Genomic DNA, 25,964 nt, shown 5'->3' with positions numbered 1-25,964 from the left:
ATGTATTGAAAAACATATTTTAATTTGTATCAGAATCGCATGTTAATTCACATTGGCTAAGGTCATGAGATGATATCTTTTCTAAAATTCTTAACATATCAATTTCCGAAAGCTCTCCATTAGAGTTCCATTTTAAAGTTGTTTTCCTTTGAGGTGAATTTTTTTTATTCATTTTGATCACCTCCCTTTAAATGAACTTCTAAACAACGAGTAATACATTCTTGATGACCATCCACAATACTGCATTCAGTAATACACTCAAAATATGAATTAATAGAATCTATTTCTGTGTTCTGGTTGGTAGAAACAAATGAATCATTCATAATATTGTCTAATTTATTTGGAATAGAGATATAGCACGAATTTATGTTCAATAATTTAATTTATTAAGTGAATTAGAAAAAATAAGTATTATTTACTAAAGCTATATTTCACCTAGTTTGCCTTTAAAAAAGTTAGTATTATTATTACTGTAAAAGATAAAAGAAAAAAACACTTTTGATTATTTAATATTAACTTTATAAGTTAATTTCTCAAAAAAATCAGCATAAAGACTGATTTACTTTTAAGTAATTTAGTTAGAAGATAAAAAAGTACACTTTTAGATTTTCAAATGAAATCAGTAATTAATTGGCTTTCGAAAATGTTAGAGAGTATGGCAAATGCTTTTATGCATCCTTTAAAGAATGACTTGCCTCCATCTATTGGTACTCATGCATATAGCAGTATTCCTCTAAAAAGAAAATTGAGAAGAAGGTTGAATTAGGTATTAACTTATTGGAATTAATTTTTCATTTTTATTATCCCAAATAATATATTTGAAGCAGTTTGAAAAATCGCTTAATTTTAAGAACTTTGATTGTTGGAGTAAATGAATGTTTGCTTTATGACAAGCTCTTAAGTTGTAATTTGGTATTCTCTCAGAGAGATGATGAATGCTGTGGAAGGATATGTCTGCTAAAAACCAATTTAGCCAATTAGGGATATCTAAATTGCTACTACCTAAAATCGCTCCATCGATGAGATCCCAATTTTTTGTATTTTTAGCATATGCATTCTCATAGTTATGTTGTACGAAAAAAACACATATTAAAATTGCTGCTGATAAGGTTAATATCACGGAATAAAATGATAAGAAAAAAACTAATCCCAACCATTTGCACATAAAAATCCAACCTATTATTACTACTATGTTATTGATTATTAATTCAAATAGTTCACTAAAATTATCTCCATAATCAGAAAAAGGTGGTTTGACTCTTGAATTAATAGCTAGAAGTTGAGAAATTTCTCTGTTTTTTATTTTGATAAAAGTCTCTTCCAATATATCTTTAATGAAATTAAAAATAATAATGACAAGTCCTAATCTAGGTTTTAAAACTAAGTAAAAAAAACCGCCAGGGAAAAGCATCATCCAGTTTCGACTTACTTTATAAAATATTTGCTCTCTTTTTGTAAGGGATTCATAATCTTCAAGACTTAAAACATCTATCGGCCCTTTGTAAATTTCCCAATTTCCATTATTTCTATGATGAAATGCATGATCAATTGACCATGACTTCTGGGGAATACCATTAACCAAGCCAAGTAAAAATCCAAAAAAGCGGTTTAATTTCCGTTTTGTAAAAAGAGAATTATGACCGCAATCATGCATTAATGAGAATGTTCGAGAAGAGAACAGAGTTAGAAGAACTATAAAAGGTATCAATAGAAATCCTTTAATCAATAATGAAAAAGGTTGATTTATTATTTGGTGGACGATTAACCAAATAGAAAAGATTGGGAAGATGGTAGAAATAATTTGATAAGAAGCTCTAATATTATTTCTTTTTAAAAATGGTTTTATTAAAAAATCACCTCTATTTACTTTAAGCATATTTCTCTTATTTTTTTGATACTAACAATTTTTAAAAAGTATTGATTATTTAATAAACAAAAAAATATTTTAAAACCATACTAAAGAATAAATTCTTTAGACATAGTTCTCAATTGATCTAGATTTAATCTTTCTAAGTAATTTTTAAAGTCACTAAGATTCTTAGTAGAGTCAGAATTTTTGCTCTCGTAAAGAAGACTATTAGAAATTAACTCAATAAGATGATCTTTATCCATAACTCCTTATAGACCAAAATTCCTGTTTAAAAAATTAAGGTCTTGAATTCGAGATCATTCACTCATCTCTATTTAAGAGTTATTTTTATAAATTTTTTAATTCTTGTTCTATTTTTTCTAATCTTTCATTTAATTCTTTTTGTTCCTTAATTAAGGATTTTTTCTTTTCTGCACGCTCTTTGTTCAAAGGAGAATTGAAATATTTTTGGTAAGAGACAAAAAAAACTGCTATCGCTACTGCAATGCCAAGAGCACCAATTATTAAAATTGGAGATGAAGGAAAGTCGTAAAATGGAATTGACAATGTACTTTACTAAAAATAAATTCTAGCTATCTCATAAACAAAAAAATGAGTAATAAATACTTATTCTTTAAAAAGCTTTATGGTAATTATGCTAGTTATTTTGTAAAAAAAAAGTTTAATCTTTAATTGGTTTTTTAAAATAAGTATTTGTACAGCTGTCAAAGAATGAATAACTAATAATGATTAAACTAGTAAAAATTTTTTCATGAAGAAAATCATAAATAAAAAACATAATAAAAATGAACCATGGTTTAAATGGTTAACAAGAGAACTTAATTCTTATGAAGCTTTTCAGGATTTCGAATCAGGCAAGAATCCACGAGATGTAGCAGAGGATTTTATTTCTAGAAATAGTACTGCTATTTCAGAAGTTTTCGAGAATTTTGATGAAGAAGATAAAGATACACTCGATCAGTTTCTTAAATTAACCGAATGCGAGATGCATGTGTTTAGAATTCTTGAAAAACAAATAGAGTTAAGAAACAAGATAAGATTTGTAGATTTTAAAAAAAGAAAAAAAATAAAGAGTTAATTTCTATATAAGTTTATTTTTCCCATTACCTGTCTTACCAAAGCCTAACCAGATGAACCACAAGATCCATCCGAAGATAGGTATTAAATTAATAAAGATCCATTTCCAATCTTTTCCAAAATCTTTGATTCTTCTTATATCAATAGCTATTTGAGGAATGATACAAACTATTCCATAAGCATTGAAACCAAAAGTTTTTAAAAATATTGGGATAGTTAGGAAAGAAATTATAAGATTCGCTAGTTGAACTAACCACCAGTCCGATCGAGATGTGAATCCTTTGAAGTCTGTAGCTTTAATCCAAAACTCTTTATATGCATTTAAAAAGTCATTAAGCATAAATTAAAAATTCAAAGAATCTAACATTATCAATTTAATCTTCAATTTATCAAAATATTATTTATTTACTAAATAGGATCAAATAAATTCATATCATTTGAATCTTGTTTTGGGATCTCATCTTGATTTGGTAATGAACAGAATCCGTCTTTGCAAATCATCTTTTCTTTTGCAATACTTGTAGTCTCTGAGAATATATTTTTGTTATTGTTATTTGAAGATTCTTTCAGCATTTATATAAAAAAATTAAATCCAATATTAAATTAATAACTCAATTTATTTTGATAAGCAACAAAATTAATATTAATTATTTATTTACTTTTTTTGATTTGGCAAGTCTCTCCAAAACAGCGCCATTATATAAATGAATAAAGATATAGAACAAATATAAAGTAAAGAATTTAGATGCATTTTTATTTATTAAAGTAATAACAAAGAAGTCCTTTCATAAAAATGGGATTTCAACAGATTGGTAATTTTTTGACTTAGCAATCAAACAAATTCTAGTATTTATTTAAGTTTTTTATGCTTTTCCCAAACTTTGAGAAGGAAAAGTTTTTAAATTTTTGGAATATATCTATTTAGTTAGTAAAACTTATAAATCTAAGAGTTTTATAAATCTAATCAAATTCTACATTTTTAAATGTTTATTGTATTTCACGATCTATCCTTATTTATTTCTGTTAGAGCTTTTCTACCTTCCTTAAGGGTTCTTAAGACGAGCCAGGTTAGAGAGGAAATCATAAGGATGGTAAGTGTAATTAGAGAAATATGAGTTGTATCAATATTGTTGGCCAATTTAATTAAATTCTTTATGAGTCTTTAATTTAAAAAATTCAAAAAATTCAAACGTCTGATCTAGAGTAAGCAGGTATTAGCATTCCACCATCTTGATCGTCATTATTGTCATCATCAAACCCACCCCCTAGAAGTAATTCAATAATTACAAGTACAGCTACTGGATAAAGGCACCATAATATCGCTGTAAAAGGACTTACTGAGGAAGAAGCTGAGTAAAATTCTGTCATGAATTGATATTAATCTAAAGAAACAACAATTGTGGATCCTCTGGGTAGTGTTTTATTCAATATTTCTATAAATATTTTTTAAAAACTTTTCTCTTTAGCACGAATAGATCTTTGGTATGTATTGATATTTTTATTCTTAAAATCAATTTGAATAATAATTTTTTTGAACCTACTGAGAAACTAATAATGACATAATGAATCGCGCGATTGTTATTTTTTATACTTAACAATAATTGTACAATTTTGATTCAAAAACTATTATTTATCTTGATTTTATAAATTCTATGTTTTCTTTCACTTTTGATCCTTTGGCTGCGATATTTGGTATATCAGGAATTGTAGGCTTCTTTTTCTTCGTTTCTGCTGCTAAGGGAACTTCCAGTATCAATACAAAACCAAAAAAGGAATTAGATTAGAACTTATTGTGTCAGAAAACTAAATTGAAATTTTAAATTTAGTATTTAAAAGGCTTTTTAATTATTACTTATTCCATTGTTTAGAAATAAATTCAAGAAAATCTTTTAGATCCTCTTCAGGACAATTTGTTTGTTTTTGTAAATCAATGCAAATTTGCTTAATATTTTCAAAGGCCTTTTTTACTATTTCGTTTTTTTCAATAACCTCAAAATATTCTTGATCAGTAAAAGGCATAATATTAGTTTCCTTCTTGAAAATTATTTATTAACCATATTTTATCTACATTGACTTAACAGTAAAGAAGAAAAAATCTTTTTTCTTAAATTTAGCTACCCAATCGATAATGTTTTTTAATACTTTTGGTTACTTCCCATTCGCAGTTAAGTCCAGCAGGAAACTCAACTAGATCTCCAGCTTTAATCACGTAAATGTCACCGTTTTGGGTACTTATTTTCGCTTGACCTTCAATAATTAAGCAAATTTCCTTATCATCGTAATTCCATTGAAATTTGCTTGGCTCACATTCCCAAATAGGCCAACTTTTTATTCCATACTGAATTATTACGCTTGCACTACAGGGGGAAGTTATTAGAACTTTCACGAAATAGTTCGGATGTGTTTTTTCATTTTACAAATAAAAGAAATATTTATTTTCGAGAATGTGTATTTCTTTACTGTCTTTTATTTTTTTTCGTTTATCATAAAAAAAATTTCTAATTTATGGATGAGCTTTCTGTATTGTCAATTTCGCTATCTATAGCTTCTCTAGGAATATTTTTTTTATTTTTCGCTTCAAATGATGATGATGACCAAGATGGAGGTAAGTTGATTAAATCATTAGAAAGAATTAATTAATTCCAAGTAAATAAAACATTTAATAGAGATTTATAACCTATAAAGCCTGCATAAATGCAGCTTAAAAAAATAACATAAACTTCCAATGTGCCGAGTCTTTTTTTCTTTAATGTTTTCATTGTTTTGAGTGTTTATAGGGTAATTTTATTTAATTTGATTTTTATTAACATGAGTATTTTTTACATTAACTCAGAGATTAAAGAATTATTAATGTCAAGCCAAAAAATAAAAAACAAGTAAAAAATATTATTTTTTTGGTAATTTCTCTTTCCTCATTCTTAGCAAAAAATAAGGAAATTACTGGAGATATGCTTAATAAAGCCCATCCTACTCCTATGGGAAGGGTTTTAAACACAACTTGTTGTAGAAATATTCCTATATTTGTTCCAAGAAGTATTGAAATAAAAAATCTTTTTTGTTGTTTTTTGTCTATGTTTTTTAAGAAAAAATTAATCTTAAATCCTTTTAGACTAATCAAAAAAATTATTGCACCTAATAATCTTATTTCAGTTGTAAGGAAAGGAGATAAATTGCTTTGAAGGAAAACCATCCTTGATAAAAGACCTCCAAGAACAGCACATAAAACTGATAAAAAAGGAAAAGCAAAAATCTTAAAGTTATTTTTTTCTGAGAAAGAGGAGTTTTCCTCTTTAAAATCGTTACCTTTTCTGAGAATTATGAATAGCGAAATCGTTACTATAATTATTCCAACCCATGATTTAGTTGTTAAATTTTCATTAATAAAAAATTCCCCTGATAAAGCTGCCATTAACGGAGAAAGAGTTTCTATAGATAAAGTTTTTCTTGTGCCAATTGTTTGTAGTGACTTTAAATAGAAAGTATCACCTAAACCAATACCTATTATTCCACTAATTAGTAGGATAAATATGTTTTTTAATTCAGTTGTAGAACTTAGATTGATAAAAGCAGGTATAAAAATTAAAAAAGCTATTATATTTTTTATTAAATTAATATCTATTGATTTATATTTTTGAGTTTGCGAGCGCCAAATAAAGCACGCATATGTCCAAGATGTAGCAGCTCCAAAAGCAGAAAGGATTCCAATCAAAACGAATAATTTTTAAAAATTTTATTTTATAAATTGAGTAAATGCTAAAAAGAATACATAAATAAGAATCAAAATCCCCGGTAAGTACTGAATTAGTGATTTGAAATTATTTTTTTTCATATTTTCTAAAATAATTTATTTTAAACAGTTTTTTTATTAGTAGGGTACAAACTCTCTAACTTCTTTCTTCTTTGAACTTTCGCATTAATTCTTTCTTCTTTTTCTTTTTTCTTGATCTCATCATTTATCTTATTTTGTCTATATCCAAACCAAAGTAGAACCCAAATAACAGAAGTTATTAAAAGAAGAGCAGTATATTGACCAGTCATAGGAAAACTGGCCTCAGAATATTTAACGTAAGAAAATAACAAACTCATTTAATTAACTTAAAGCATAAAAATAACGACTGTGTTGATTTTTCTAGAAATTTAAAAATTAGCGAATCGTAGCTATTTATTATGTAGTTTTAAAGTTTTATATTTATTTTTTTATGGTTTTTGGACTAATTTTTCTTTATAACTACTTGCTATTATCAGATTGAAGCATATTAAATAATAAGTTTTTGGAACCTTTTGATTTAGCAGTTGTTGGAGGCGGTGCAGCCGGTTTTATGACAGCAATAACTGCTGCTGAAAATGGAGTAAAAAGAATAATAATTCTTGAAGGAACTTCAAAACTTATGGAGAAAGTAAGGATTAGTGGAGGGGGAAGATGTAACGTCACTAATGCGACATGGATACCGAATGAACTAATTGAGAATTACCCCAGAGGTGGAATTCAGCTCTTGGAATCATTTAATCGTTTTGCTGCTGGAGATGTATACGATTGGTTTGAGAAAAAAGGGTTAAAATTAAAAATTGAGGAAGATCTAAGAGTATTCCCAGTGTCTAATTCTTCTTCAGATGTTATTGATTGTTTGAGAAAAAGTGCTTTATCAAAAAACGTAGAGATATTAACAAAATTTTTTGTAAAAGAAATTTCAAAAACTCCAGATAATATATTCAATATTTTTAGTCTTAAAAAAGCAAAGGTAACTTCAAAAAATATTATTCTTTCAACTGGAGGTAATCCAAGCGGATATAAATTAGCTCAAAATCTTGGACACACCATTGTTAAACCTGTACCATCGCTTTTTACTTTTTCTACAAAAGAACCAAATTTGGATGAATGTAGTGGGGTATCGATAAAGGGCATAGATATAGAAATTAAATTAAACAATAAGAATTTTCAAAATAGAGGCGATTTACTAATAACTCATTGGGGTTTTAGTGGGCCAGCAGTATTAAAACTTTCATCAATTGCAGCAAGGGAACTTTATAGCCAAAAATATAAATTTAATTTAATCATTAAATGGTCTTCTTTAAGTTATGAGGAGTTAAAAGAAAAAATTAATTATTTAAGATTAAATAAAGGCAAGGTGAATCTTATTAATAGTAGACCTGTTCCACTATTAACAAAAAGATTATGGATTTTTTTATTAAAGAAAATAGGTATTGATAAAGAGAAAAAGTGGGCTGATTTACTGGCGGATGAAAGAGAGAAAATGATAAATACTCTAATGAGGGATAAATATATAATTTCGGGCAAAGGTCCATTTGGAGAGGAATTTGTTACTTCCGGAGGCGTAAAAATTAATGAGGTTAATTTTAAAAGTATGGAGAGCTTAATTTGTCCAGGGTTATTTTTTTCTGGAGAAGTTTTGGATGTTGATGGGATCACTGGTGGATTTAATTTTCAACATTGTTGGACAAGTGGATGGATCGCTGGGATGGCAGTCTCAAAGTTAAATCAATCAATAATAAATTAATAAGTAATAAATCAGTAAGTAACAATTCAATAAGTTTATCTTTTTTTTATTAAGTATTAGACGGAAAAAGTTTTTTGGAGAAACTTTAATTTTAAAGTTTTAATTATTGGTGAAGATTAATGCAGAATCTTGTATCAAAAAAAGAAGAAGAGGAAAGAAGATTAAAAGCTTTAGCAGAATATAGGATTTTGGGAACCAAGCCAGAATCATGTTATGACGATATTACAAAAATTGCTGCTACAACCTGTAATGTGCCTATTTCTTTAATGACTTTGGTAGACAAAGATAAACAATGGTTTAAATCCAAAATAGGACTTCAAATATCAGAAACTAGAAGAGATTGGTCTTTTTGTACCCATGCAATAAAAGAAAATAGTCCATTAATTATTCATGATGCTTTCCAAGATGAAAGATTTATAAATAATCCATTGGTAACTGGAGATCCAAAGATTCGTTTTTATGCAGGTTTTCCCCTTAGAAATAGTGATGGTAATAAGCTTGGAACTCTTTGTGTAATAGATAGAAAGCCAGGAAATCTAACTACACAACAATTTAATATTATGGAATTATTATCCAAGCAAATAGTTTCATTTTTAGAGCTTAGAAAAAAGTCATTAAATTTGCTAGATGCTTTGTCTAATTTGCATAAACAGGAAGGGATTTTATCTGTATGTTCATATTGCAGAGAAGTGAAAAATAAGGAGGGCGATTGGATGCATTTAGAAAAATATCTTTCGAAAATTAGTGATATTAGATTCAGTCATGGGGTTTGTGATAATTGTATGGAAAAACATTTCCCAGATGTAATCGAAGTATGGAATAAAAAGGATTTCTTTGAAGATGGTCAAAAAAGGTTTTTAGAGTCCTAGATTCAATACCTGACTTTTTATTGTTTAATTTATTTTCTAAACAAATTCTTTATTTGGTGGTTAGTATTGTATAAATTTTGACTAGAAAATGTTATTAGGAACTTTATTAACAGGTGAAATTGCTAAAAGTGCATTAGTAGCATATGTTCATTATTTAGGAATTATTTTGTGTTTCGGTTCTCTTTTGTTTGAAAGATTGACTCTCAAAGTAGGTCTTAATAGAAATGAGACGATCTCAATGATAATTGCAGATGTGGTTTATGGTTTGGCAGGAGTTGCAATATTAGTTACTGGGATTTTGCGTGTTAAGTATTTTGGTCAAGGAGGTGATTTCTATACAGGTAATCCTGTGTTTTGGATAAAGGTTTCTCTTTACATTCTGGTGGGATTACTTTCTTTATACCCAACAACAACCTATATCTTATGGGCCATTCCATTAAGTAAGAATAAATTACCTGAAATATCTGAAAATCTAGTCAAGAGGTTCAGACTAATCATTACTACTGAATTAGTGGGCTTTGCAACAATACCTTTGTTTGCCACTCTCATGGCTAGAGGTGTAGGTTTAGGTTGAATAATTTATTTCTAGAAAGAAATTGTTTAATAAGTGCTAACAAACTATATAGATGGAGTTTAAGTTATAAGATTTCTAAATCTAAAAAAGAGATTATCTTTATTGGTTTAAATCCCTCATTATCGGATGAAGTTTTCTTGGACAACACAACAAAAAAGATAATCAAAATTTCGAAAAACAATAATTACGGCAAAGTAAAATTAATAAATCTATTTGCTCTTATTTCAAGCAAACCAGAAAAACTTTTTAAACATAAAAACCCTGTGGGCTATCTAAACAATAATCATATTTATAAAAACTTAAAACACTGGTCTGAAAGTAAAAATTGTGATTTATGGTTAGGTTGGGGTAACAAAGGTAAATTTCTAAATAGAAATAAAAGAATATCAAAAAAAATAATGCAATATAACTCAATTAGGAAAAATAATTTTGATAATCCTCTTGGACCGCTTTTAATTAAGAAAACAATCAAAGATAATCCAATACACCCTCTATATTGTTCTGATTATTCCATCCTCCAATCTTATTTTTAGGTAGTAAGGCTCAAATGCAAACCAGTATTTTTAGCTATTCCATTAAATATGTGTTAATTTCTATTTGTTAAGTTAACCTAATATGAAAATTTCAAAGCAATTAAATAAACTAAAAAACTTGAATGTTGAGGCAGAAAAATGTTCTACAAGAGAAGAAGCAAAAAAAATAATTAATAAAGCAAATAAAGCACAAAGTAAAATCAACAAATAAATAAAAAGTAATTTCACTTATTCATAAATTATAATTTTCAAAAATATTTAATTTACACAAATACACCATATTTATTTCTTAGTATTTATGTCTTTGAAAATAATTAAAATAAGGAAATCTCACGAAAGATTTAGATCGACTAGAGAATGGCTAAATTCGATGCATTCATTTTCTTTCGCAGAGCATAGAGATCCAAAATGGGATAATTTTGGGAAAATTAGAGTTATAAACGAAGATATTATTTCTCCTAATGCAGGATTTAATACACATTCTCATGCAAATATGGAAATAATTACTGTCGTAACAAAAGGAGCAATAACTCATAGAGACTCTTTAAACAATCTTGGAAAAATTCACAAAGATGAAGTACAAGTTATGTCTGCAGGTACTGGAATCTCTCATAGCGAGAAGAATGAAGAAAATGAGAACTGTAAGTTGTTCCAGATTTGGATATACCCTCAAAAAGAAAATATCAAACCTCGATATGATCAAATTTCATTAAATGAAAAGTTGTGGGACAATCTTATTTTTAATTACAAAGACGGTAAAAATAATAAGCTTTTTCTAAATCAAAGTATCTCTTTATGGCGTTGTAAATATAAGCCAATTAAAGAAAAAAAATTGCCATTAAAAATCGATAAATATAATTGGATACAAATAATAGAAGGTAATCTTTTATTAAAAAGTAAAGACTCTAATTCAAATATATTTCTCGAATCTGGAGATGGCTTGGGTTTTGAAGTTAATTATTATGATGATGTTTCTATAGATACTGAAAAAAACTTAGATTTTCTCTTATTTTCGATGCCTTCCTTATAAATTATCTGTTATTTTACCCATCAACTCCTTTATTAAATGCATTTAAGGCTTGCAAAGCCATATTAAGGTGAACTTCCATAGCACCAAGTGCAATTAAAGAATTTGGTGATTTATCTTTTAGTAAATTCTCTTTTCTTTTTGATAACTCATTAACTACCTTCTTAGTTGAAGCTTCCCAATTGTTTATTAACTCTTCAAATTCTCTTTTTTCAGGGCTTTCTATTTCTGCTAATTCATCAGAAAAATGAGAATCCTTTTGTGCCTTAAGCATCAAGTAACTTAATTTTTTATGACTTATTGCTTGAGGTAAATTGTTAGATTCACTCATTGCTAGTAGTTAATTTATAGTCAAAATCTAACTAATTAAGTGAATATTTGCTAGAGGGTAAACGGTTGTGATGACCGACCTGAAAATTACGAAATGATACTTGAACAAAAAATGGATTTATTAACCTTTAATTTTTCACTTATTAGTTTCTTGAAATAATCTCCACGCTCTTCATAATTTTTAAATTGATCAAAACTAGAGCATGAAGGTGAGAATAATAATGTTCCAACCCTATTATTTTGTAAATAATGAAAAACAAAATTTAAAAGCTCTTTTAGTTCTGAAAATTCAAAAATATTTTTTTTAAATCCTTCATTAATAAGCGCCATTTTTAGGACTTTTGAGCTTTCTCCAAAAAGGAAAACACATTTAACTTTTTTCTTTAAAACTTTTATCCACTCACTATATTCATTGCCTTTTAATCTACCCCCAGCAATGATTATTATTTGACCTTCAATTGAACTTATTCCCGCAATAGATGAGTCAAAATTTGTAGCTTTACTATCATTAATGATTTCCAGATCATTATTTTTATAAATTGTTTCCATCCTATGGGGTAATTGTTTGTAATTAGATAAAGAATCTTTAATCTTCTTTCCAGATAATCCAACTTTTCTTGCTGCTGCAATTACCAATAAAAGATTTTGAAGATTATGCATTCCTTTTAAAGAAAAATGTTCAAGTTTGAATAATTTCTTTCCTCTCTCAACAATGTATGCTTGATCATCTATCCAATAATCGCATTGAATAAAATTTGATTTATCGAAACTAGTTGTTATCCAAACCCCTCTTGATAGCGAACTGTAGTGATTTCTTAGGTTTTTATCGTCATAATTATAAATTCTAAAATCAGATTTTTCTAGCAAGCTTTTTTTTATGTTGAAATAGTTTTCAAGTGTTTTATGTCTTTCAAGATGATCTTCTGTGAAGGTTGTCCATATTCCAATATTAGGTTTTACTTCTGGAGATATTTCTATTTGATAACTGCTTAATTCAGCTACAACCCAATCAATTTTTTCATGTTTTTTGGAGTGAGCATATTTACATAAAGGTGTACCAATATTTCCAGCAAAAGGAGCATATAATCCAGTATCACAGAGTATATGGCTTAGTAGATGAGTAACAGTAGTCTTGCCATTAGTGCCAGTAATACCTATCCAATTTGTGTCTTTTAAAATTTCCCATGCAACATTAATTTCTCCAATTACTTTAATTCCCTTTTTTTTTAATTCAATAATAGTTATATGGTCATAAGGTATTGATGGACTTACAACAACAGATTCGATCTCTTTCACAAAAGGTTGAATTTCTTCAAATACAAATTCTTTATTCAGAGAAACTAGTATATTAAGCTCTTCTAATTCTGTTTTTCTTTCTAAGAATTCTATCCCATCTTTACTTTCCCAAACAATTACTCTCTTATTGATGCTTCTCAAATACTTGGCAGCCCAAAATCCAGATTTACCTAATCCAATTACAAGATTAATATTTCTTTTACTTGAATGATTATCTATCATTAAATTTATAATTGCATTTATATTAATTGTGTTTAAAGGGTAATTCAATCATGAGATTTTTCTTCAGTATTTATAGTATTCGCCCAAGAAAAGTTAATTAATGGAAGATAATACTGCAAAATATTGGTTCTCTTGGTTTTATGAAAAGTGGGAGAAAAATGCTCCAGGTGAATTAATTGAACAGGGTTTAACTCCGTCTCAGATTGCTGAGCGCTTTGTTAATGAAAACCATGATAGTTTTATTCAATTGTCAAAAAAAATTGATGAAAAAAATTATGATGCCTTAACAGAATTTATGAAACTCTCAGAGAGTGAATTACATATCTTGAAGTATTTTCTAAAGTTAGTAAAAATGAAAAATTTATAAGAAGTTACTAAGTATTTCAAGGCTTTTTTCCCATAAATTTTTTCTTTCTTTTTTATTCATGGCGAAAGGAGAAGTAGGGGATAGTTTTGGATGACCTCTGAAATTAAATCTAGGACCATAATGATCACCGCCTCTTGCGTCTGGTGAAGTAGCTGCAAAAAGCTGAGGTAAAGCACCCATCTCAGCAGTTTGAAAAATAGGACTAAATAATTCCAATGAGAATGTTTCTAATGGACCAGGGTTAGGTTTTTGAGCAGTAAAGAGATTTGTTTTTGCAATTCCTGGGTGAGCAGCTAAAGAAAGTATATTTTTGTGCTTTAAGTTCTCATTTAGTTCCAAAGCAAACATTACATTTGCCAATTTGCTATTGGAGTAAGATTCCCATTTGTTGTAATAGTTCTCGGCTTTCAGATTTTTCCAACCAACTTTGCCAAAAAATTGTGCTCCGGAAGTCACCGTCACTATTCTAGATTCTTCTTTTTTTTCAATAATTGGAAGTAGCTTTAGAGTCAAAAGCATGTGAGCTAGATGATTAACTGCAAATTGTATTTCATATCCCTGGGCACTAAGAGTTTTAGGCGGATGCATAATGCCTGCATTATTGATTAGTAAATCCAAATTTTCAAAATTATCAAAAATTTTGGACTGAACTTCAACAATATTTTTTAAATCTGACAAATCTAATTCTAAAGGTGTAAATAATCCTTCAGGATTAAGACCTTTAAGTTTTTTGATAGTTTGATTAGCTTTTTCAAGCGATCTACAAGCTATAACAACATGAGCATTTTTTTCTGCTAAGGCCTTTGCAGTGTAGTATCCAAGACCACTATTCGCACCAGTAATTAGCGCTGTTTTGCCTGTAAGGTTTGGAATATTAGATGTTTCCCAGTTAGAGATTTTAGGTCTTGAAATAGTGGCAGTCATTTAGTAATCCTGCAAATTGCTTTGGAATTTAACCAAAATTTAATTACTTTTCCACTGTAAATACTGGAAGTCAGTATCGTGAGCTCTTATTGAAGGTACTATTTAATATTATTTTTCAATTGCATATTGCCATTCGTTATTTTGAGATAAACTTTTCTCTCTAAGTAACTGTAATTTCCTACTATTTATTTTTATAACTATCCCATTAGTTGGATATTTCGCAAATATTTTTTTCTCTAACCAATTTTTTTTATATATTTGGATTTCGCTTGTATGATTTGTGAAGTAACTGTCAGGGGTGCTGAAGCCACATTTTTTAAGATAGTTAAGGGTTTCGTATTGATTAAGTCTTCCATTAAGTATTTGGAAACAGCAAAAGCGGAGACTTTCTCCAATCCCTTTCTTATCATTGAGGTATTTTCTTGTAATTCTTTGGGAAATGCCGGCAACTTGGTTTGTAGCGTATAGTTCACCTCTAATTTGAAAATCTCGTTTGATAGGAATACAATCGGGGACATTTTTAATTTGTTTAATTTTGCTTGAGACATCAAATCCTTTTTTTGTAATAGCTTTATTAAACTTGCCATCTATATATCTAATTGCAATAGCACAGCCATCAATTTTTGGTTGAATGCTTAATCTTGTTTTTGTTAATAAACTTTCCAAAAATTCTTTATAGTTTTCTTTGGCTAATTTTGGCAAAAGTTTATTATTTTTTTGATTAAAGTAGTCAGGCTCTGGATCAACAGGAATAAAGAGCTTTTCAAGTTGCTTAAATGCATCATCCGAAATTATGCCTTCACCTATTCTGTATTGTTCATCTAGATACTTAACATCTCTCACTAATAAATTATTCATAATAATTTTGATAAATATTTAAAAATCTTTTAGAAAAAATCATTTAAATAAAGATTTGAAAATTAAAATTAGATCTAAAAAGTAATTGACCACTAAATATCCTCCTACGCAGAGAGCGATTTAAGAGTATAAAATGTACTGGTCAAGAGTTTAAATTAAATACTTCAATCAAACATATTTACTTAAAAGTGAAATAGAAAATTTTAAGGATTAATTTGCAGGCAAATTTTTGAAATTTCTATCAATACAAAAAAAAATTTTTTAAAGTTATGAGAAAATGTCATTTTTATTAAAAGCTCAAAATACCTGGGAAAATTTTGCGAAATACAAAATTAATGATTATGCAAAATTAAGAAATTTTGATTTTGGGCCAAATAACGAAAGTTCAGTTTCAAAATTATCGCCTTTCATTACTCATAGAATATTATCGGAATATGATCTGATTCATGATATTAAAAGTAAGTACAAAATCAAAAATTCAACTAAATTTGTTGAAGAAATATTTTGGAGAGTTTACTGGAAAGGGTGGATGGAAAATAGACCTAAAGTTTGGAGAAATTTTATTTCAGAAAACAATCTCGATTTTGATTATGAGCTATATGAAAGTGCAATTAATGGCAATACAGAATTAGATTTTTTTAATTCTTGGGTCCATGAATTAAAGCAGTACAACTATTTGCATAACCATACAAGAATGTGGTTTGCGAGTACTTGGATATTTAATTTAGGCCTCCCATGGCAATTGGGAGCAAAGTTTTTCTTTAAATATCTTTTTGATGGTGATGCTGCATCTAATCTCCTTAGCTGGAGATGGGTCGGAGGATTGCAAACGAAGGGAAAACAATATCTTTTTTCATCATCAAACCTCAGAAAATTTTCAAATAATAGATTTAATGTAGAAAAAATAAGTAATCAACAAATTTTTCTTGAAGAATCTAATCAAATACCATTTGAAGATGAGATTTATAAAAATGATATGGATCCTAAATCAGATAATCTGATTATGTTTGAAAATGATCTGCACCTTGCAACCCTTAAAAATTTACTTCCAAGCTATAAAAAAGTATTTATTATCCTTTTAAAAAATGAACAAAGACAAATTAAATTGTCTGAATCTGTTTTGAAATTTAAACAAGATTTGGTCTCTGAATTTGTAGAGCAATTTGATAATGTTGAACAGATTGATCCTTATTCACTGGAAAATACTTTTAAAAATACCAACGAAATAGACATTATTTATCCTGGAGTGGGAGAAAATTATGATTTCATAACTGAGTTTAAAAATTTACACCATAAAAAAATTTTTAATCTTGTGAGGGATGAAGATTTATTTGCTTGGAAATTTGCTAAAAAAGGGTTTTTCAAATTTAAAGAAAATATTCCAAAAATAAATCAGAGAATATTAGAAAATTTTTCAAAAAATAATTTTTAACTTAGTTGAATTCCTAATCAGAAAATAACCCCTTTGGTAAGTAAGTATAAATACTTATTTAGGTGCGACTTTTGCTCTTTAATCCACGATGGATACTGTGACTAGTTATTTTTACTTAAGGATAATTTTTTTATAGTGCTTTCAACAATTCTTACCAAGTCGTTTAGCAAAGATACTGCTTTATTAATTCTTAGAGTTATAACTGGAACTGTTCTTATTCATCACGGTTATGAGAAATTAGCAAATATAGAAAATTTCGCTGATGCTTTTGTAAGACCATTACATCTTCCATTCCCAATATTTTTATCATACATAGCGGCATTCTCAGAAATAGGTGGTAGTTGGTTACTAATTATCGGCTTAGCTACAAGATTCGGAGCTTTGGCAATTGTTGGAACAATTTCTGTCGCTATATATCATGCACTTGTTACTTCAGGTTTTAATATTTTCTTACTAGAGCTTTTACTTTTGTATTTCGCTTCAGCAACTTCAATTGCATTAACAGGTCCTGGTAATTTCTCCTTAGATGAAGTCATTATCAGAATTTTGAAATCAGAAGATGAAGAGGAAATTATACCTTCAACAAAATCAAAAAATTCTAAGGAAGTTGAAATTAAAGAAGAAACAAGTAAAGGTGGTTTATTTCAATTTCTGCAAGCGAACATACTCTCAGATACTTCAAGCTAACTTTTTAGGATAAAGGCTATTTATTAGCTCTAACCTTTTGCGATAACTGTTTCTCTTCTCAAGTTTTATCTTAATTGTTGCTTCAGAAAGACTTATAAATAGCCCTATAGCAGTCACCCAAGATAAAAAAATAAAAGGGTTTTCTGGAATTTCTGAGAAATTCATATGAATAATACTTCTTTTTTAAAACTGACTGATCACTATATGTTTTTCAACCTAAATATACAATTTAGAAATATTTAAGGATTAATTTCAACTTTTTCCCATTTCTTAATCTTTTCCCAAAGATATCGTTTATGAACAGGCTGTTCTAATTTAAGAAGATCTACTGAATCGATTTCAAAATTTAGAACTACAAAATTTTCTGACTTGGGTAGATTGGATAATATTTCATGAGCAGATTGGACTTTTGGGTTTATTTTCTCTCCAGGAGATCCCCAAAACCAAGAAGATTTTGATTTTTCTGATAATAAATCCCAATAATTTTTGTTATCACTTAATTCATGTATTTTTCCTTTGAATCTATATTGTGATTTGGTTTTCAAAAAGAACCATAATATTTCTGCATTAGGGTTAGATTTTAAATGCCCAATTTTTTCACTTCTTCTATCTGTAAAAATAATCATTGAACTATCTTTATGCCATCCTCTGAAAACAACTGTTCTTAATCTTGGCTCATTTTCTTCGCTGACTGTTGCAAGCTGTATCCATCTATTAGAGGGTGATTTGCCCTCTTTTTTTCTAGAAGATTTTAAATCTTGCCTCCAACTGGGTAAGTTGTTATCAGGCATTTAATTTAGGCAATATAAGACCACTTTTCTTTTTGTATTCTTCGAATGAATCATATTTTGAGAGCGATTTATCTTTTTTTATCATTCTTGGTAGAAAAACTATAGAGAAAAATATTGCAAGAATTACTAATGGAATGAAACTCATTGAAAGTATGGCGAATGATAGATAAATTAGTATTTCTCCTAGATAATTTGTATTCCTTATATTTTTGAAAAATCCTTCTTTAATTAGATCTTTTTTTAATTTAAGAGAAAAATATTTTTGGGCATCACTAGCAAAGTGTAGAAACACACCAATTATATTTATAGATACAGATGCAGCTATTACGATATTTGGAACAGATTTCTGAGATGAGATAAGAATGTAGGGAGCTACCCAGTAACTTCCAAGGAAAATAAAACCAGTAACTGAAGTTAAAAAATTGATTTTTTCTTTAAAATAAGGATCTGGGAATATCTTTTCTTTTAGAAGCCAAAGTAATCCATAAGTACCATGCAGAGCTAAATAAACGTAGGGAGCGATCGTAAAATTATCAAAAAAAATCATAAGACCTATCACTACAAATGCAGTGAGCCCCTTATGTAGATTAATTATTTGATTAAGTTTCATCTTTTTTAATAATCTAAAAAATGAAATTATTTTCTGTGGATATAACCTAGGTCGTCAAAAGTTTTAATGGGCGATACTGGATTCGAACCAGTGGCCACTACCGTGTCGAGGTAGTGCTCTACCACTGAGCTAATCGCCCCAATTGAGGAATTTTTAATCCCCCTTATAAGAAAATAGCAGGTTGCGTTTCATTTTCTAAGTAATTTAACTTTCCATCGTTCTCTTTTGGTTATTTCTAAATTTAGAATTTCGATAAATCCTTTATTTTCAAGTTCTAGTTTGTCGCCAATTTTTAGATTAATTGTTGGCTTATTAACTTTGCTTCCATTTAATCTGAGCATTCCATTTTCTATCCTTTCAATGATTTTGGTTCGTGATACCCTAAAGCCAGCTGAAGCTATAGCATCTAATCTTGTTGAAGCTTCTACTGTATTGACAAGTTTTTTTGATCTTCCAGAAGGTATTTGTAATTCATCTATACCTACTACATTAACTTTTACTTTTACGTCTCTTAAATAAAAAATCTTTTCATCTAGATGCTTAATATCTGAATTATCAATTATCCCTTGTGCTCCCCTATCGCCAATAGTCCATATATCTCCAACTTTTATTTGATTAACCCCATTTTCAATTAAGAGGGATCTAAAGTCGTCTTGTGTAGCATTATCAAATAAAAAATTTCCATTAATTTTTATTCCTTGAGCTGGAAAATTACTTTTTAGCGCATCCTCTTCAGGAATATTATCTCCTCTAAAGCAAGCTATCCTAGATCTTTGAGAAGAGGAGAATCCTCCATAAATAAAAAATTTGAAATCATTTAAATTTTCAAAATCTTTTAAAATCTCTTCGCAAACATAAGTTGAATTAAACCCAGTCCAATAAGTTTCCCAGTGTTTGTAAGCTAAGTTAGCAATATTTATTAATTCCTCAGTTTCTTTTTTGTAGTTTGAATTTATTAAGATTTCTTTTAAGTCAATCATTTAGCCTTCTAAAAAAATTATATCTTTTGCTTCTGATTGTTTTATCAAAGCCCATGGTAATTCAGCTCCAATTTGATTTTCAAGTAGAACAAGCCATTTACCCTCTTTATTAAAATTAATGATTGATCTTAACTCTTTATTTCTATTAATGTTGATACTTGCAGAAGAAACAATGCTTCCTAAATATCCTGAACCCATTCCTAAAAGACCTCCAATTAATGATTCCCCGATGTTATTTAAACCAAGAAAGCTGAAGGTAGATAAATTTGTCATATTAGAAAAAGCTATTCCAGCTATAAACCCAAATGGCATTAGCCATCTACTCATATCTTTTTGTCTGATCTTTCTATCAAGTTTAGGATTTAAGATTCTTATATCTTCAAAATTTTGAGATTTGAATAAGATATTTGCTTTCGCATTTAGCAATTCTGTTTCGTCTGATGATATTTTCTCACTTATTGGTGGGATCAAAATAGCTTCAGAGAGCATTACTGATTTTTCTTTGAAAACATCAAATAGCTGGATACATTTATCAATGTCTTCAAATATCACAATACTTTTAGTCAAATTTCAATCCTCAAATGTTTGTGTGTTATTCAAATTAATAAAATAAGATACATACACTATAGATTAAGTTAAAGTAAAAGATTAAAGAACCAATCTTAAATGACAAAAGTTCTCATTACAGATCCAATTGATCAAACAGGAATCGATATTCTTTCACAAGTTGCTCAGGTTGATCAGAAGATAGGAATCTCAGACTCTGAGTTAGCTTCCATTATTAAAGATTATGATGCTTTAATGATTCGCTCTGGTACTCAAGTGACTGAAGAGATTATTAACTCTTCAAGTAAACTGAGAATCATTGGGAGAGCAGGAGTTGGAGTCGATAATGTAGATGTTAAGGCTGCTACGCAAAAAGGAGTCCTTGTTGTTAATTCTCCAGGGGGTAACACAATAGCTGCGGCTGAACATACTATAGCTATGATGTTGGCCTTATCTAGACATATTCCAATTGCTAATAGTAGTACTTTGTTAGGTAAATGGGAGAGAAAGAAATTCGTTGGGAATGAGCTTTATAAGAAAAAATTAGGTGTAGTAGGTTTAGGGAAAATTGGTGCTCATGTAGCGAAAGTTGCTAATGCATTAGGAATGGAAGTTTACGGATATGATCCCTTTGTTTCAACTGAAAGAGCTCAACAAATACAAGTTAAACTATCTGAACTAGAGGATTTATTCCAACAATCCGATTATGTAACTTTGCATTTGCCTCGCACACCAGAGACAGAGAATTTAGTAAATATAGACGTCCTTAAAAGTATGAAAAGTAGCGCAAAATTAATTAATTGTGCTCGAGGAGGCTTAATTGATGAAGAGGCATTAGCAGAAGCTTTAAATAAATCATTGATTGCAGGTGCTGCAATAGATGTCTTTTCTAAAGAACCTTTGGAATCTAATTCACCACTTTTGAAGGTTGAAAAGAATCTTATTCTTACCCCACACTTAGGAGCATCTACTCGGGAAGCACAAGAAAATGTAGCTGTTGATGTTGCAGAACAAATAAGAGATGTCTTGCTTGGTTTATCTGCTAGAACTGCAGTAAATATTCCAGGTTTGAGCCCTGATATTATGGATAGTCTAAAACCTCATTTGCAGTTGGCTGAAACAATGGGTCTGCTTATAAGCCAGCTTTCAGGTGGGCAGATACAGAAACTAGAAGTAAAGCTTCAAGGTGAATTTGTTCAACATCCTTCTCAGCCATTAATAATAGCTAGTCTAAAAGGCCTTCTAAGTAAAGCTTTGGGAGATAGGATTAATTATGTGAATGCTTCTCTAGAAGCAGATTCAAGAGGTATTTCAGTAGTCGAGAATAAAGATGAGGCAAGACCTGAATTTGCTAGTGGGTCGCTTCAGTTAACCACTTATGGAGATAATGGCGACCATAGCGTAGCAGGAAGCATTTTTGCTGATGGGGAATTAAGAATTATTAGTATTGATCAATACCCAGTTAATGTATCACCAAGTAGATATATGTTGGTTACTAGGCACAGAGATATGCCAGGCATTATTGGCAAGCTGGGGTCTTTATTAGGTAGCAACAATGTAAATATTGCCTCAATGCAAGTTGGGCGCAAAATTGTTAGAGGGGAAGCTGTTATGGTTCTAAGTATTGATGATCCAATTCCTAATAAGTTGCTTGACACCATTATTGAAGTAGAGGGAATTACCAACGCTAATCCAGTTACTCTATAAAGAGGCCAGCTCTATTAATGGCAATTAAAGATTGGTATAAACTAACTTTTCTGATAGAAAGTGATTCAGAAGAAATTATTATTTGGAAATTAAATGAGCTGGGAATATTTAGTTTTTCATTTGAATATTTAATTAAAAATGAAAATAAAAAAGAGGTGAATATATGGCTTCCAATTGATGATTGGGGCGAGAGTTCTAGAAGTGGTTTTGAAAAAATAATTAGCAAACTTCTAAACATTAATGCCCCTAAGAATCAATTTTTTGACTGGAGTATTATTAAAGAGGAGGATTGGTTGACAAGCTGGAAGAAATATTGGGCGCCTGAATTAGTAGGAAATCATTTTTTAATATTGCCTTGTTGGATAAATCTAAATGAAAAATTTAAAGATAAAAAAATCATAAAAATTGATCCTGGAGCAGCCTTTGGTACAGGAAGTCACCCTTCGACTTATCTTTGCTTGGAAAAAATGGAGAATATTTTATTTTCTGATAAAAAGGTATTAGATATTGGGAGTGGTAGCGGGATTTTGAGTGTCGCCGCAAGATTGCTTGGCGCTAAAGAGGTTTGTGCAGTGGATAATGATTATTTAGCTATAAATTCAACAAAATCTAATTTCCAACTAAATTTCGGTGATTTAAACAATTTAAATACATATTTGGGATCTTTTAATGAGGTAATTTTAAAAAATCAACTCAAACAATTTGATTTTGTTTTATGCAATATTCTTGCTGAAGTAATAAAAGGAATGATTCCAAATATTTATAAGTGCTTGAGAAACAATGGGGAAGTCATTTTCAGTGGAATTCTGAATTCACAAAAGGATGAAATTATAAAAATATTAATTCAGAATGACTTGAAATTATTGGATGTATCAACTAGAAAAGATTGGGCATGCATTTCTGCGCAAAAAGCCAGCAATCCAACCTAAGTATAAGTTTTTCTTATAGATACTCTTTCATACATTTTATTGTGTCATTTTTTACTTCAAAATCTCACATATCGACCTAATCGATGTTAAAAATGTATTTGATAGGTATTAATTACCAACAATTTTTTATTTAAATGGCTTCTTACAAAGTTACACTCATCAGCGAAGGTGAAGGTCTCAATTCAACTATTGAAGTACCTGATGACCAATACATCCTCGATGCGGCTGAAGAACAAGGTATCGACCTTCCTTATTCCTGCAGAGCTGGAGCATGTTCAACATGTGCTGGAAAAGTTACTTCAGGTAGTGTTGATCAATCAGATCAAAGTTTCTTGGATGACGACCAACTAGAAGCTGGTTTTGTTCTTACTTGTGTTGCTTATCCAACATCTGACGTAACAATTACAACTCATGCTGAGGAAGAATTGTACTAATTATAAAAATTTAACTTTTCTAAGTTGATTATTGATTATTTCTCTGCCACCCTCTATGAAGGTGGCTTTTTTTTGTAAATGGATAAATTTGAATTTTTCAAGACTGGCAGTGTTCAATCAAGTTATGGAGGTCAGTACAGTTATAAGGTAATTGGCCCATGTTGCAGACTTTATGATAGGGAAGAGTTACCTTGGCCCTGCTCAAGGCTTGCTTGGAGAAGTAAGGAGCCTAGTTGGAGAAGAATAGGGTCTAGGTTCGTTGCTGATATGGCTTCAAGAAAATGCCCATCTTACTCAGTACAGATTTTGGAGCCTGGATCAAAACCTGTTGAGACAGTTATAACTCTTTTTTCAAAGAAATTTTCTTCTGATATACAAGAATGGTGGTATAGCAAAAAACCAGGCTCAAAAGAGCCTGGTAATATCTTCCCTTCTGAAGTTAGTTAGCTTTAAATATTATGCTTTTGGCTTTGGAGGCATGTAACCTTTTAAGCCAGTGCATTCAAGACTATCAATTGTATTAACTCCAGTTTGTGAGTTAGTTCCACTAGCTCTTTCACATAATGATTTTCTCTGAGAAAGATCAAGATTTGCATCAGTAAAGTCTGCTCCATCAATAATTGCTCCATCAAAAACACTTTTCATTAGCTCACCATTGGTAAGATTTGCATCTGTAAAATCAGCATTATCAAAGCGTGTTGCATATGCAATGAGGTCTGTCATATTGGCTCCTTTAAAACTAGAGTTTTTTGCAGTTGTTACGCTCATATATGCGCCTTGAAGATTAGCTTCTCCTAAATCTTGATTAGATAAATCATATTTAACATATTCAGTATTATGAAGGTCGGCACCGTGAAGATCATCTTTTAGAACGTCAACTGATGAAGGATCACTAGGATAGAGTGCGTTTGCAGAGATTGGATTAATAAGTAAACCAATAATTAATGGAAGAAAAATAAATAGTCTTTTACAAGACTTATGTAGTGATGAAAAAATAGAGACCATTTCGATCGACATCAAATAGAAAAACCTAAGACTATTATTTCATGGGTTGGTCATTTACAACGCTCCTGCTAACGAACTGTTGCAGTTTATTTTATTTCTGCCGTTAGAAAATCTTTTGCAAGCTGAGTATTTGGAAAAACTTTTTGAGCCTCTTTAAGCAAATCGCTTGGTGTAATTGAATTTTTATTAGTGTATCTTGGACTTAAATGAGTAATAATTAATTTTTTTGTATTAGATAATAATGCTGTTTTGGCAGCCATGATTGTTGTGGAATGTAATTTTTCGTATGCCATGCTTTCATCCTCCTCTGAAAAAGTCGATTCATGTACGAGTAAATCGGCATTTTTTGATAGTGAAACAGCTGATTCGCTAAAGACTGTATCTGTGCAATAAACAAAACTTTCACCCTCTCTAGGAGGTCCACAGAATTCTTTCCCATCAAATGTCCTACCATCCGCTAATACGACTTTTTTACCTTGTTGCAGTTCTGAATAAATTGGTCCAGGTGCTATTTTTAGAGACTCTGCTTTTTTGATATCAAATATACCTGGCTTATCTTTTTCACTCACCCTATAACCATAAGCAGGTATTTTATGTTTAAGGCAGGCACAATTTACTTTTATTTTGTTGTTTTCAAATAGGATTTTATTTTCTGATGCAAAATTTTCAACTTCCACAAAATTTAATGGGAAAGACAATTTGCAAAAACTACTTTTAAGTGCTGAATTTATAAAACTTCGCAACCCTGAAGGACCGTAAATTTGAATACCCTCACTATTTCCTGATAAACCTAAGGTAGCTAAAAGTCCAGGCAAACCATAAATATGATCACCATGCATATGAGTAATAAATATTTTCTTGATTTGTGAAGATTTAATATTGCTTTTCATTATTTGATGTTGCGTTCCCTCTCCACAATCAAAAAGCCAAACTTCTGATGACTGTGATAATTTAAGTGCTAGGGAAGAAACATTTCTCGTTAAGGATGGGACTCCTGAGCTTGTTCCTAAGAAGGTGATATTCACTTATTTATGATATTTTTATTTTTATATCTGGATTAAATCTAGACTTTTAGTCAAACTTAGGCAAATTAAGCATTTGTTTTTTAAACAAAGTGATACTTAAATTTAAAAATAACTATATAAAATGTTGCCTGATAAATATTTTATTTATTTGTGTTTTTCAGAGTGAAAGTGTTTTTGCATCTAGAGAGCCAATAATTAGAGTTTTGATATCAAAAAATAACAATTTAAGGATCAGATCAGATAGATCAATTCCTTTAATAATAGAGGGGGAATTTTTTTCAAGTAAAAAAATAAAAGGCTTAACTTTGAAAAACGAGAAAAATAGAAAAATTTTATATTTTGATAAAAATAAACA

The 25,964-nt window shown here is 29.5% G+C and carries 39 protein-coding genes, 1 tRNA gene and 1 pseudogene; 18 read left to right on the top strand and 23 right to left on the bottom strand.

The window, feature by feature from the left end:
• Positions 1-19 precede the first annotated feature (19 nt).
• On the bottom strand, positions 20-172 hold the full coding sequence (locus MK115_RS07055) for a DUF8633 family putative protein (protein WP_271475095.1): 153 nt from the start codon (positions 170-172) through the stop codon (positions 20-22).
• Positions 165-323 carry a DUF8642 family protein gene (locus MK115_RS07050; RefSeq protein ID WP_179852248.1) on the bottom strand — a complete coding sequence of 53 codons (159 nt, stop codon included), beginning with the start codon at positions 321-323 and terminating at the stop codon, positions 165-167. Before MK115_RS07050 ends, MK115_RS07055 begins: the two co-directional genes overlap by 8 nt.
• Before the next feature lie 290 nt (positions 324-613).
• Between MK115_RS07050 and MK115_RS07045 the strand changes: the two genes are divergently transcribed.
• On the top strand, positions 614-766 hold the full coding sequence (locus MK115_RS07045) for a hypothetical protein (RefSeq protein ID WP_179852247.1): 153 nt from the start codon (positions 614-616) through the stop codon (positions 764-766).
• 3 nt (positions 767-769) lie between these two features.
• On the opposite strand, the gene MK115_RS07040 is transcribed toward MK115_RS07045, so the two are convergent.
• The 3 genes from MK115_RS07040 to MK115_RS07030 all read right to left on the bottom strand — a co-directional run bounded on the left by MK115_RS07040 (position 770) and on the right by MK115_RS07030 (position 2,416).
• On the bottom strand, positions 770-1,876 hold the full coding sequence (locus MK115_RS07040) for a fatty acid desaturase (protein WP_287610558.1): 1,107 nt from the start codon (positions 1,874-1,876) through the stop codon (positions 770-772).
• A gap of 80 nt (positions 1,877-1,956) precedes the next feature.
• Positions 1,957-2,112, bottom strand: coding sequence for a hypothetical protein (locus MK115_RS07035; RefSeq protein WP_011863497.1), 156 nt, complete (start codon positions 2,110-2,112; stop codon positions 1,957-1,959).
• A gap of 85 nt (positions 2,113-2,197) precedes the next feature.
• A complete protein-coding gene (locus MK115_RS07030; RefSeq protein WP_025933933.1) occupies positions 2,198-2,416 on the bottom strand; it encodes a hypothetical protein in 219 nt (72 codons plus the stop codon).
• Positions 2,417-2,621: 205 nt separating this feature from the next.
• Between MK115_RS07030 and MK115_RS07025 the strand changes: the two genes are divergently transcribed.
• A complete protein-coding gene (locus MK115_RS07025) occupies positions 2,622-2,948 on the top strand; it encodes a restriction endonuclease subunit S (RefSeq protein ID WP_287610553.1) in 327 nt (108 codons plus the stop codon).
• Between the two features lie 3 nt (positions 2,949-2,951).
• Here the strand turns inward: MK115_RS07025 and MK115_RS07020 are convergent, their stop codons facing one another.
• The 3 genes from MK115_RS07020 to MK115_RS07010 all read right to left on the bottom strand — a co-directional run bounded on the left by MK115_RS07020 (position 2,952) and on the right by MK115_RS07010 (position 4,315).
• Positions 2,952-3,287 (bottom strand): DUF805 domain-containing protein, encoded by a 336-nt coding sequence (locus tag MK115_RS07020; RefSeq protein ID WP_287610551.1) that lies wholly within the window; start codon positions 3,285-3,287, stop codon positions 2,952-2,954.
• Positions 3,288-3,355: 68 nt separating this feature from the next.
• The gene (locus MK115_RS07015) at positions 3,356-3,520 is read right to left on the bottom strand and encodes a hypothetical protein (RefSeq protein WP_287610549.1); all 165 of its coding nucleotides are present in this window, start codon (positions 3,518-3,520) and stop codon (positions 3,356-3,358) included.
• Between the two features lie 612 nt (positions 3,521-4,132).
• Entirely contained in the window at positions 4,133-4,315 is a 183-nt protein-coding gene (locus MK115_RS07010; RefSeq protein ID WP_025939205.1) for a hypothetical protein, read from the bottom strand.
• Positions 4,316-4,599: 284 nt separating this feature from the next.
• Here MK115_RS07010 and MK115_RS07005 point away from each other — a divergent pair, with 284 nt between their 5' ends.
• Positions 4,600-4,731 (top strand): hypothetical protein, encoded by a 132-nt coding sequence (locus tag MK115_RS07005; RefSeq protein WP_257008698.1) that lies wholly within the window; start codon positions 4,600-4,602, stop codon positions 4,729-4,731.
• A gap of 64 nt (positions 4,732-4,795) precedes the next feature.
• Here MK115_RS07005 and MK115_RS07000 read toward each other — a convergent pair whose 3' ends face one another.
• Positions 4,796-4,966 carry a hypothetical protein gene (locus MK115_RS07000; RefSeq protein ID WP_011863490.1) on the bottom strand — a complete coding sequence of 57 codons (171 nt, stop codon included), beginning with the start codon at positions 4,964-4,966 and terminating at the stop codon, positions 4,796-4,798.
• 91 nt (positions 4,967-5,057) lie between these two features.
• Complete coding sequence (locus tag MK115_RS06995; RefSeq protein ID WP_025923478.1) at positions 5,058-5,333, bottom strand: cupin domain-containing protein; 276 nt, start codon at positions 5,331-5,333, stop codon at positions 5,058-5,060.
• A 119-nt stretch (positions 5,334-5,452) separates the two neighbouring features.
• On the opposite strand from MK115_RS06995, the gene MK115_RS06990 reads away from it, so the two are divergent.
• Positions 5,453-5,587, top strand: coding sequence for a hypothetical protein (locus MK115_RS06990; RefSeq protein WP_012008254.1), 135 nt, complete (start codon positions 5,453-5,455; stop codon positions 5,585-5,587).
• A 196-nt stretch (positions 5,588-5,783) separates the two neighbouring features.
• Here the strand turns inward: MK115_RS06990 and MK115_RS06985 are convergent, their stop codons facing one another.
• Entirely contained in the window at positions 5,784-6,656 is an 873-nt protein-coding gene (locus MK115_RS06985) for an EamA family transporter (protein WP_287610541.1), read from the bottom strand.
• Between the two features lie 140 nt (positions 6,657-6,796).
• Positions 6,797-7,033: a hypothetical protein gene (locus MK115_RS06980; RefSeq protein WP_025954851.1), complete on the bottom strand. Its 237-nt coding sequence runs from the start codon at positions 7,031-7,033 to the stop codon at positions 6,797-6,799.
• A gap of 185 nt (positions 7,034-7,218) precedes the next feature.
• On the opposite strand from MK115_RS06980, the gene MK115_RS06975 reads away from it, so the two are divergent.
• The 6 genes from MK115_RS06975 (at position 7,219) to MK115_RS06950 (ending at position 11,469) form a co-directional block, all read left to right on the top strand.
• Complete coding sequence (locus tag MK115_RS06975; RefSeq protein ID WP_287610536.1) at positions 7,219-8,463, top strand: BaiN/RdsA family NAD(P)/FAD-dependent oxidoreductase; 1,245 nt, start codon at positions 7,219-7,221, stop codon at positions 8,461-8,463.
• Positions 8,464-8,582: 119 nt separating this feature from the next.
• Entirely contained in the window at positions 8,583-9,332 is a 750-nt protein-coding gene (locus MK115_RS06970; RefSeq protein ID WP_025922563.1) for a GAF domain-containing protein, read from the top strand.
• An 88-nt stretch (positions 9,333-9,420) separates the two neighbouring features.
• On the top strand, positions 9,421-9,906 hold the full coding sequence (locus MK115_RS06965) for a DUF2214 family protein (protein ID WP_011863482.1): 486 nt from the start codon (positions 9,421-9,423) through the stop codon (positions 9,904-9,906).
• Complete coding sequence (locus MK115_RS06960; RefSeq protein ID WP_287610534.1) at positions 9,903-10,439, top strand: DUF1643 domain-containing protein; 537 nt, start codon at positions 9,903-9,905, stop codon at positions 10,437-10,439. Before MK115_RS06965 ends, MK115_RS06960 begins: the two co-directional genes overlap by 4 nt.
• A gap of 82 nt (positions 10,440-10,521) precedes the next feature.
• Complete coding sequence (locus MK115_RS06955; protein WP_011863480.1) at positions 10,522-10,650, top strand: hypothetical protein; 129 nt, start codon at positions 10,522-10,524, stop codon at positions 10,648-10,650.
• A gap of 87 nt (positions 10,651-10,737) precedes the next feature.
• Positions 10,738-11,469 carry a pirin family protein gene (locus tag MK115_RS06950; protein WP_287610533.1) on the top strand — a complete coding sequence of 244 codons (732 nt, stop codon included), beginning with the start codon at positions 10,738-10,740 and terminating at the stop codon, positions 11,467-11,469.
• A 13-nt stretch (positions 11,470-11,482) separates the two neighbouring features.
• On the opposite strand, the gene MK115_RS06945 is transcribed toward MK115_RS06950, so the two are convergent.
• Together MK115_RS06945 and murD are read right to left on the bottom strand one after the other, a co-directional pair.
• The gene (locus tag MK115_RS06945) at positions 11,483-11,797 is read right to left on the bottom strand and encodes a hypothetical protein (RefSeq protein WP_025923472.1); all 315 of its coding nucleotides are present in this window, start codon (positions 11,795-11,797) and stop codon (positions 11,483-11,485) included.
• A gap of 86 nt (positions 11,798-11,883) precedes the next feature.
• Positions 11,884-13,314: a UDP-N-acetylmuramoyl-L-alanine--D-glutamate ligase gene (murD, locus tag MK115_RS06940; RefSeq protein WP_287610532.1), complete on the bottom strand. Its 1,431-nt coding sequence runs from the start codon at positions 13,312-13,314 to the stop codon at positions 11,884-11,886.
• Between the two features lie 100 nt (positions 13,315-13,414).
• Here murD and MK115_RS06935 point away from each other — a divergent pair, with 100 nt between their 5' ends.
• Positions 13,415-13,681 carry a hypothetical protein gene (locus tag MK115_RS06935; protein WP_025900824.1) on the top strand — a complete coding sequence of 89 codons (267 nt, stop codon included), beginning with the start codon at positions 13,415-13,417 and terminating at the stop codon, positions 13,679-13,681.
• Here the strand turns inward: MK115_RS06935 and MK115_RS06930 are convergent.
• Both MK115_RS06930 and MK115_RS06925 read right to left on the bottom strand, forming a co-directional pair.
• A complete protein-coding gene (locus MK115_RS06930; protein WP_287610531.1) occupies positions 13,676-14,605 on the bottom strand; it encodes an oxidoreductase in 930 nt (309 codons plus the stop codon). The two genes, MK115_RS06935 and MK115_RS06930, sit on opposite strands and share 6 nt — an antisense overlap.
• 108 nt (positions 14,606-14,713) lie before the next feature.
• Positions 14,714-15,463, bottom strand: coding sequence for an NAD-dependent DNA ligase (locus tag MK115_RS06925; RefSeq protein WP_287610530.1), 750 nt, complete (start codon positions 15,461-15,463; stop codon positions 14,714-14,716).
• Between the two features lie 277 nt (positions 15,464-15,740).
• On the opposite strand from MK115_RS06925, the gene MK115_RS06920 reads away from it, so the two are divergent.
• Together MK115_RS06920 and MK115_RS06915 are read left to right on the top strand one after the other, a co-directional pair.
• A complete protein-coding gene (locus tag MK115_RS06920; RefSeq protein ID WP_287610529.1) occupies positions 15,741-16,895 on the top strand; it encodes an FAD-binding domain-containing protein in 1,155 nt (384 codons plus the stop codon).
• Between the two features lie 135 nt (positions 16,896-17,030).
• Positions 17,031-17,582, top strand: coding sequence for a DoxX family protein (locus tag MK115_RS06915; protein WP_209131624.1), 552 nt, complete (start codon positions 17,031-17,033; stop codon positions 17,580-17,582).
• 239 nt (positions 17,583-17,821) lie between these two features.
• On the opposite strand, the gene MK115_RS06910 is transcribed toward MK115_RS06915, so the two are convergent.
• From MK115_RS06910 to MK115_RS06890, 5 genes are all read right to left on the bottom strand, one after another.
• Positions 17,822-18,373 (bottom strand): pyridoxamine 5'-phosphate oxidase family protein, encoded by a 552-nt coding sequence (locus MK115_RS06910; protein ID WP_287610527.1) that lies wholly within the window; start codon positions 18,371-18,373, stop codon positions 17,822-17,824.
• Positions 18,366-18,983 (bottom strand): methyltransferase family protein, encoded by a 618-nt coding sequence (locus MK115_RS06905; protein WP_025926916.1) that lies wholly within the window; start codon positions 18,981-18,983, stop codon positions 18,366-18,368. The genes MK115_RS06910 and MK115_RS06905 overlap by 8 nt, the downstream gene beginning before the upstream one ends.
• Positions 18,984-19,050: 67 nt before the next feature.
• A tRNA-Val gene (locus MK115_RS06900) sits at positions 19,051-19,122 on the bottom strand.
• Positions 19,123-19,171: 49 nt separating this feature from the next.
• Complete coding sequence (locus MK115_RS06895) at positions 19,172-19,963, bottom strand: photosystem II electron transport protein, Sll1252 family (RefSeq protein ID WP_287610526.1); 792 nt, start codon at positions 19,961-19,963, stop codon at positions 19,172-19,174.
• Positions 19,964-20,530 carry a hypothetical protein gene (locus MK115_RS06890; RefSeq protein WP_287610525.1) on the bottom strand — a complete coding sequence of 189 codons (567 nt, stop codon included), beginning with the start codon at positions 20,528-20,530 and terminating at the stop codon, positions 19,964-19,966.
• Between the two features lie 99 nt (positions 20,531-20,629).
• Between MK115_RS06890 and serA the strand changes: the two genes are divergently transcribed.
• The 4 genes from serA to MK115_RS06870 all read left to right on the top strand — a co-directional run bounded on the left by serA (position 20,630) and on the right by MK115_RS06870 (position 24,026).
• Positions 20,630-22,216, top strand: coding sequence for a phosphoglycerate dehydrogenase (serA, locus tag MK115_RS06885; RefSeq protein WP_287610524.1), 1,587 nt, complete (start codon positions 20,630-20,632; stop codon positions 22,214-22,216).
• A gap of 17 nt (positions 22,217-22,233) precedes the next feature.
• The gene (gene prmA, locus MK115_RS06880) at positions 22,234-23,145 is read left to right on the top strand and encodes a 50S ribosomal protein L11 methyltransferase (RefSeq protein ID WP_287610523.1); all 912 of its coding nucleotides are present in this window, start codon (positions 22,234-22,236) and stop codon (positions 23,143-23,145) included.
• A gap of 134 nt (positions 23,146-23,279) precedes the next feature.
• Positions 23,280-23,579: a ferredoxin gene (locus MK115_RS06875; protein WP_011376994.1), complete on the top strand. Its 300-nt coding sequence runs from the start codon at positions 23,280-23,282 to the stop codon at positions 23,577-23,579.
• Between the two features lie 78 nt (positions 23,580-23,657).
• Positions 23,658-24,026: a DUF8632 family protein gene (locus MK115_RS06870; RefSeq protein WP_079316997.1), complete on the top strand. Its 369-nt coding sequence runs from the start codon at positions 23,658-23,660 to the stop codon at positions 24,024-24,026.
• Between the two features lie 9 nt (positions 24,027-24,035).
• On the opposite strand, the gene MK115_RS06865 is transcribed toward MK115_RS06870, so the two are convergent.
• Positions 24,036-24,596 (bottom strand): pentapeptide repeat-containing protein, encoded by a 561-nt coding sequence (locus tag MK115_RS06865; RefSeq protein ID WP_011863463.1) that lies wholly within the window; start codon positions 24,594-24,596, stop codon positions 24,036-24,038.
• Between the two features lie 74 nt (positions 24,597-24,670).
• A complete protein-coding gene (gene rnz, locus MK115_RS06860) occupies positions 24,671-25,609 on the bottom strand; it encodes a ribonuclease Z (RefSeq protein WP_287610521.1) in 939 nt (312 codons plus the stop codon).
• An 89-nt stretch (positions 25,610-25,698) separates the two neighbouring features.
• On the opposite strand from rnz, the pseudogene MK115_RS06855 reads away from it, so the two are divergent.
• A pseudogene (locus MK115_RS06855) lies at positions 25,699-25,964 on the top strand (SpoIID/LytB domain-containing protein); the annotation flags it as partial.

Origin of the sequence: Prochlorococcus sp. ALOHA_ZT_50 (assembly GCF_022447305.1) — a bacterium.
GTDB lineage: Bacteria > Cyanobacteriota > Cyanobacteriia > PCC-6307 > Cyanobiaceae > Prochlorococcus_A.
This window is presented reverse-complemented; position numbering and strand designations above follow the sequence as displayed.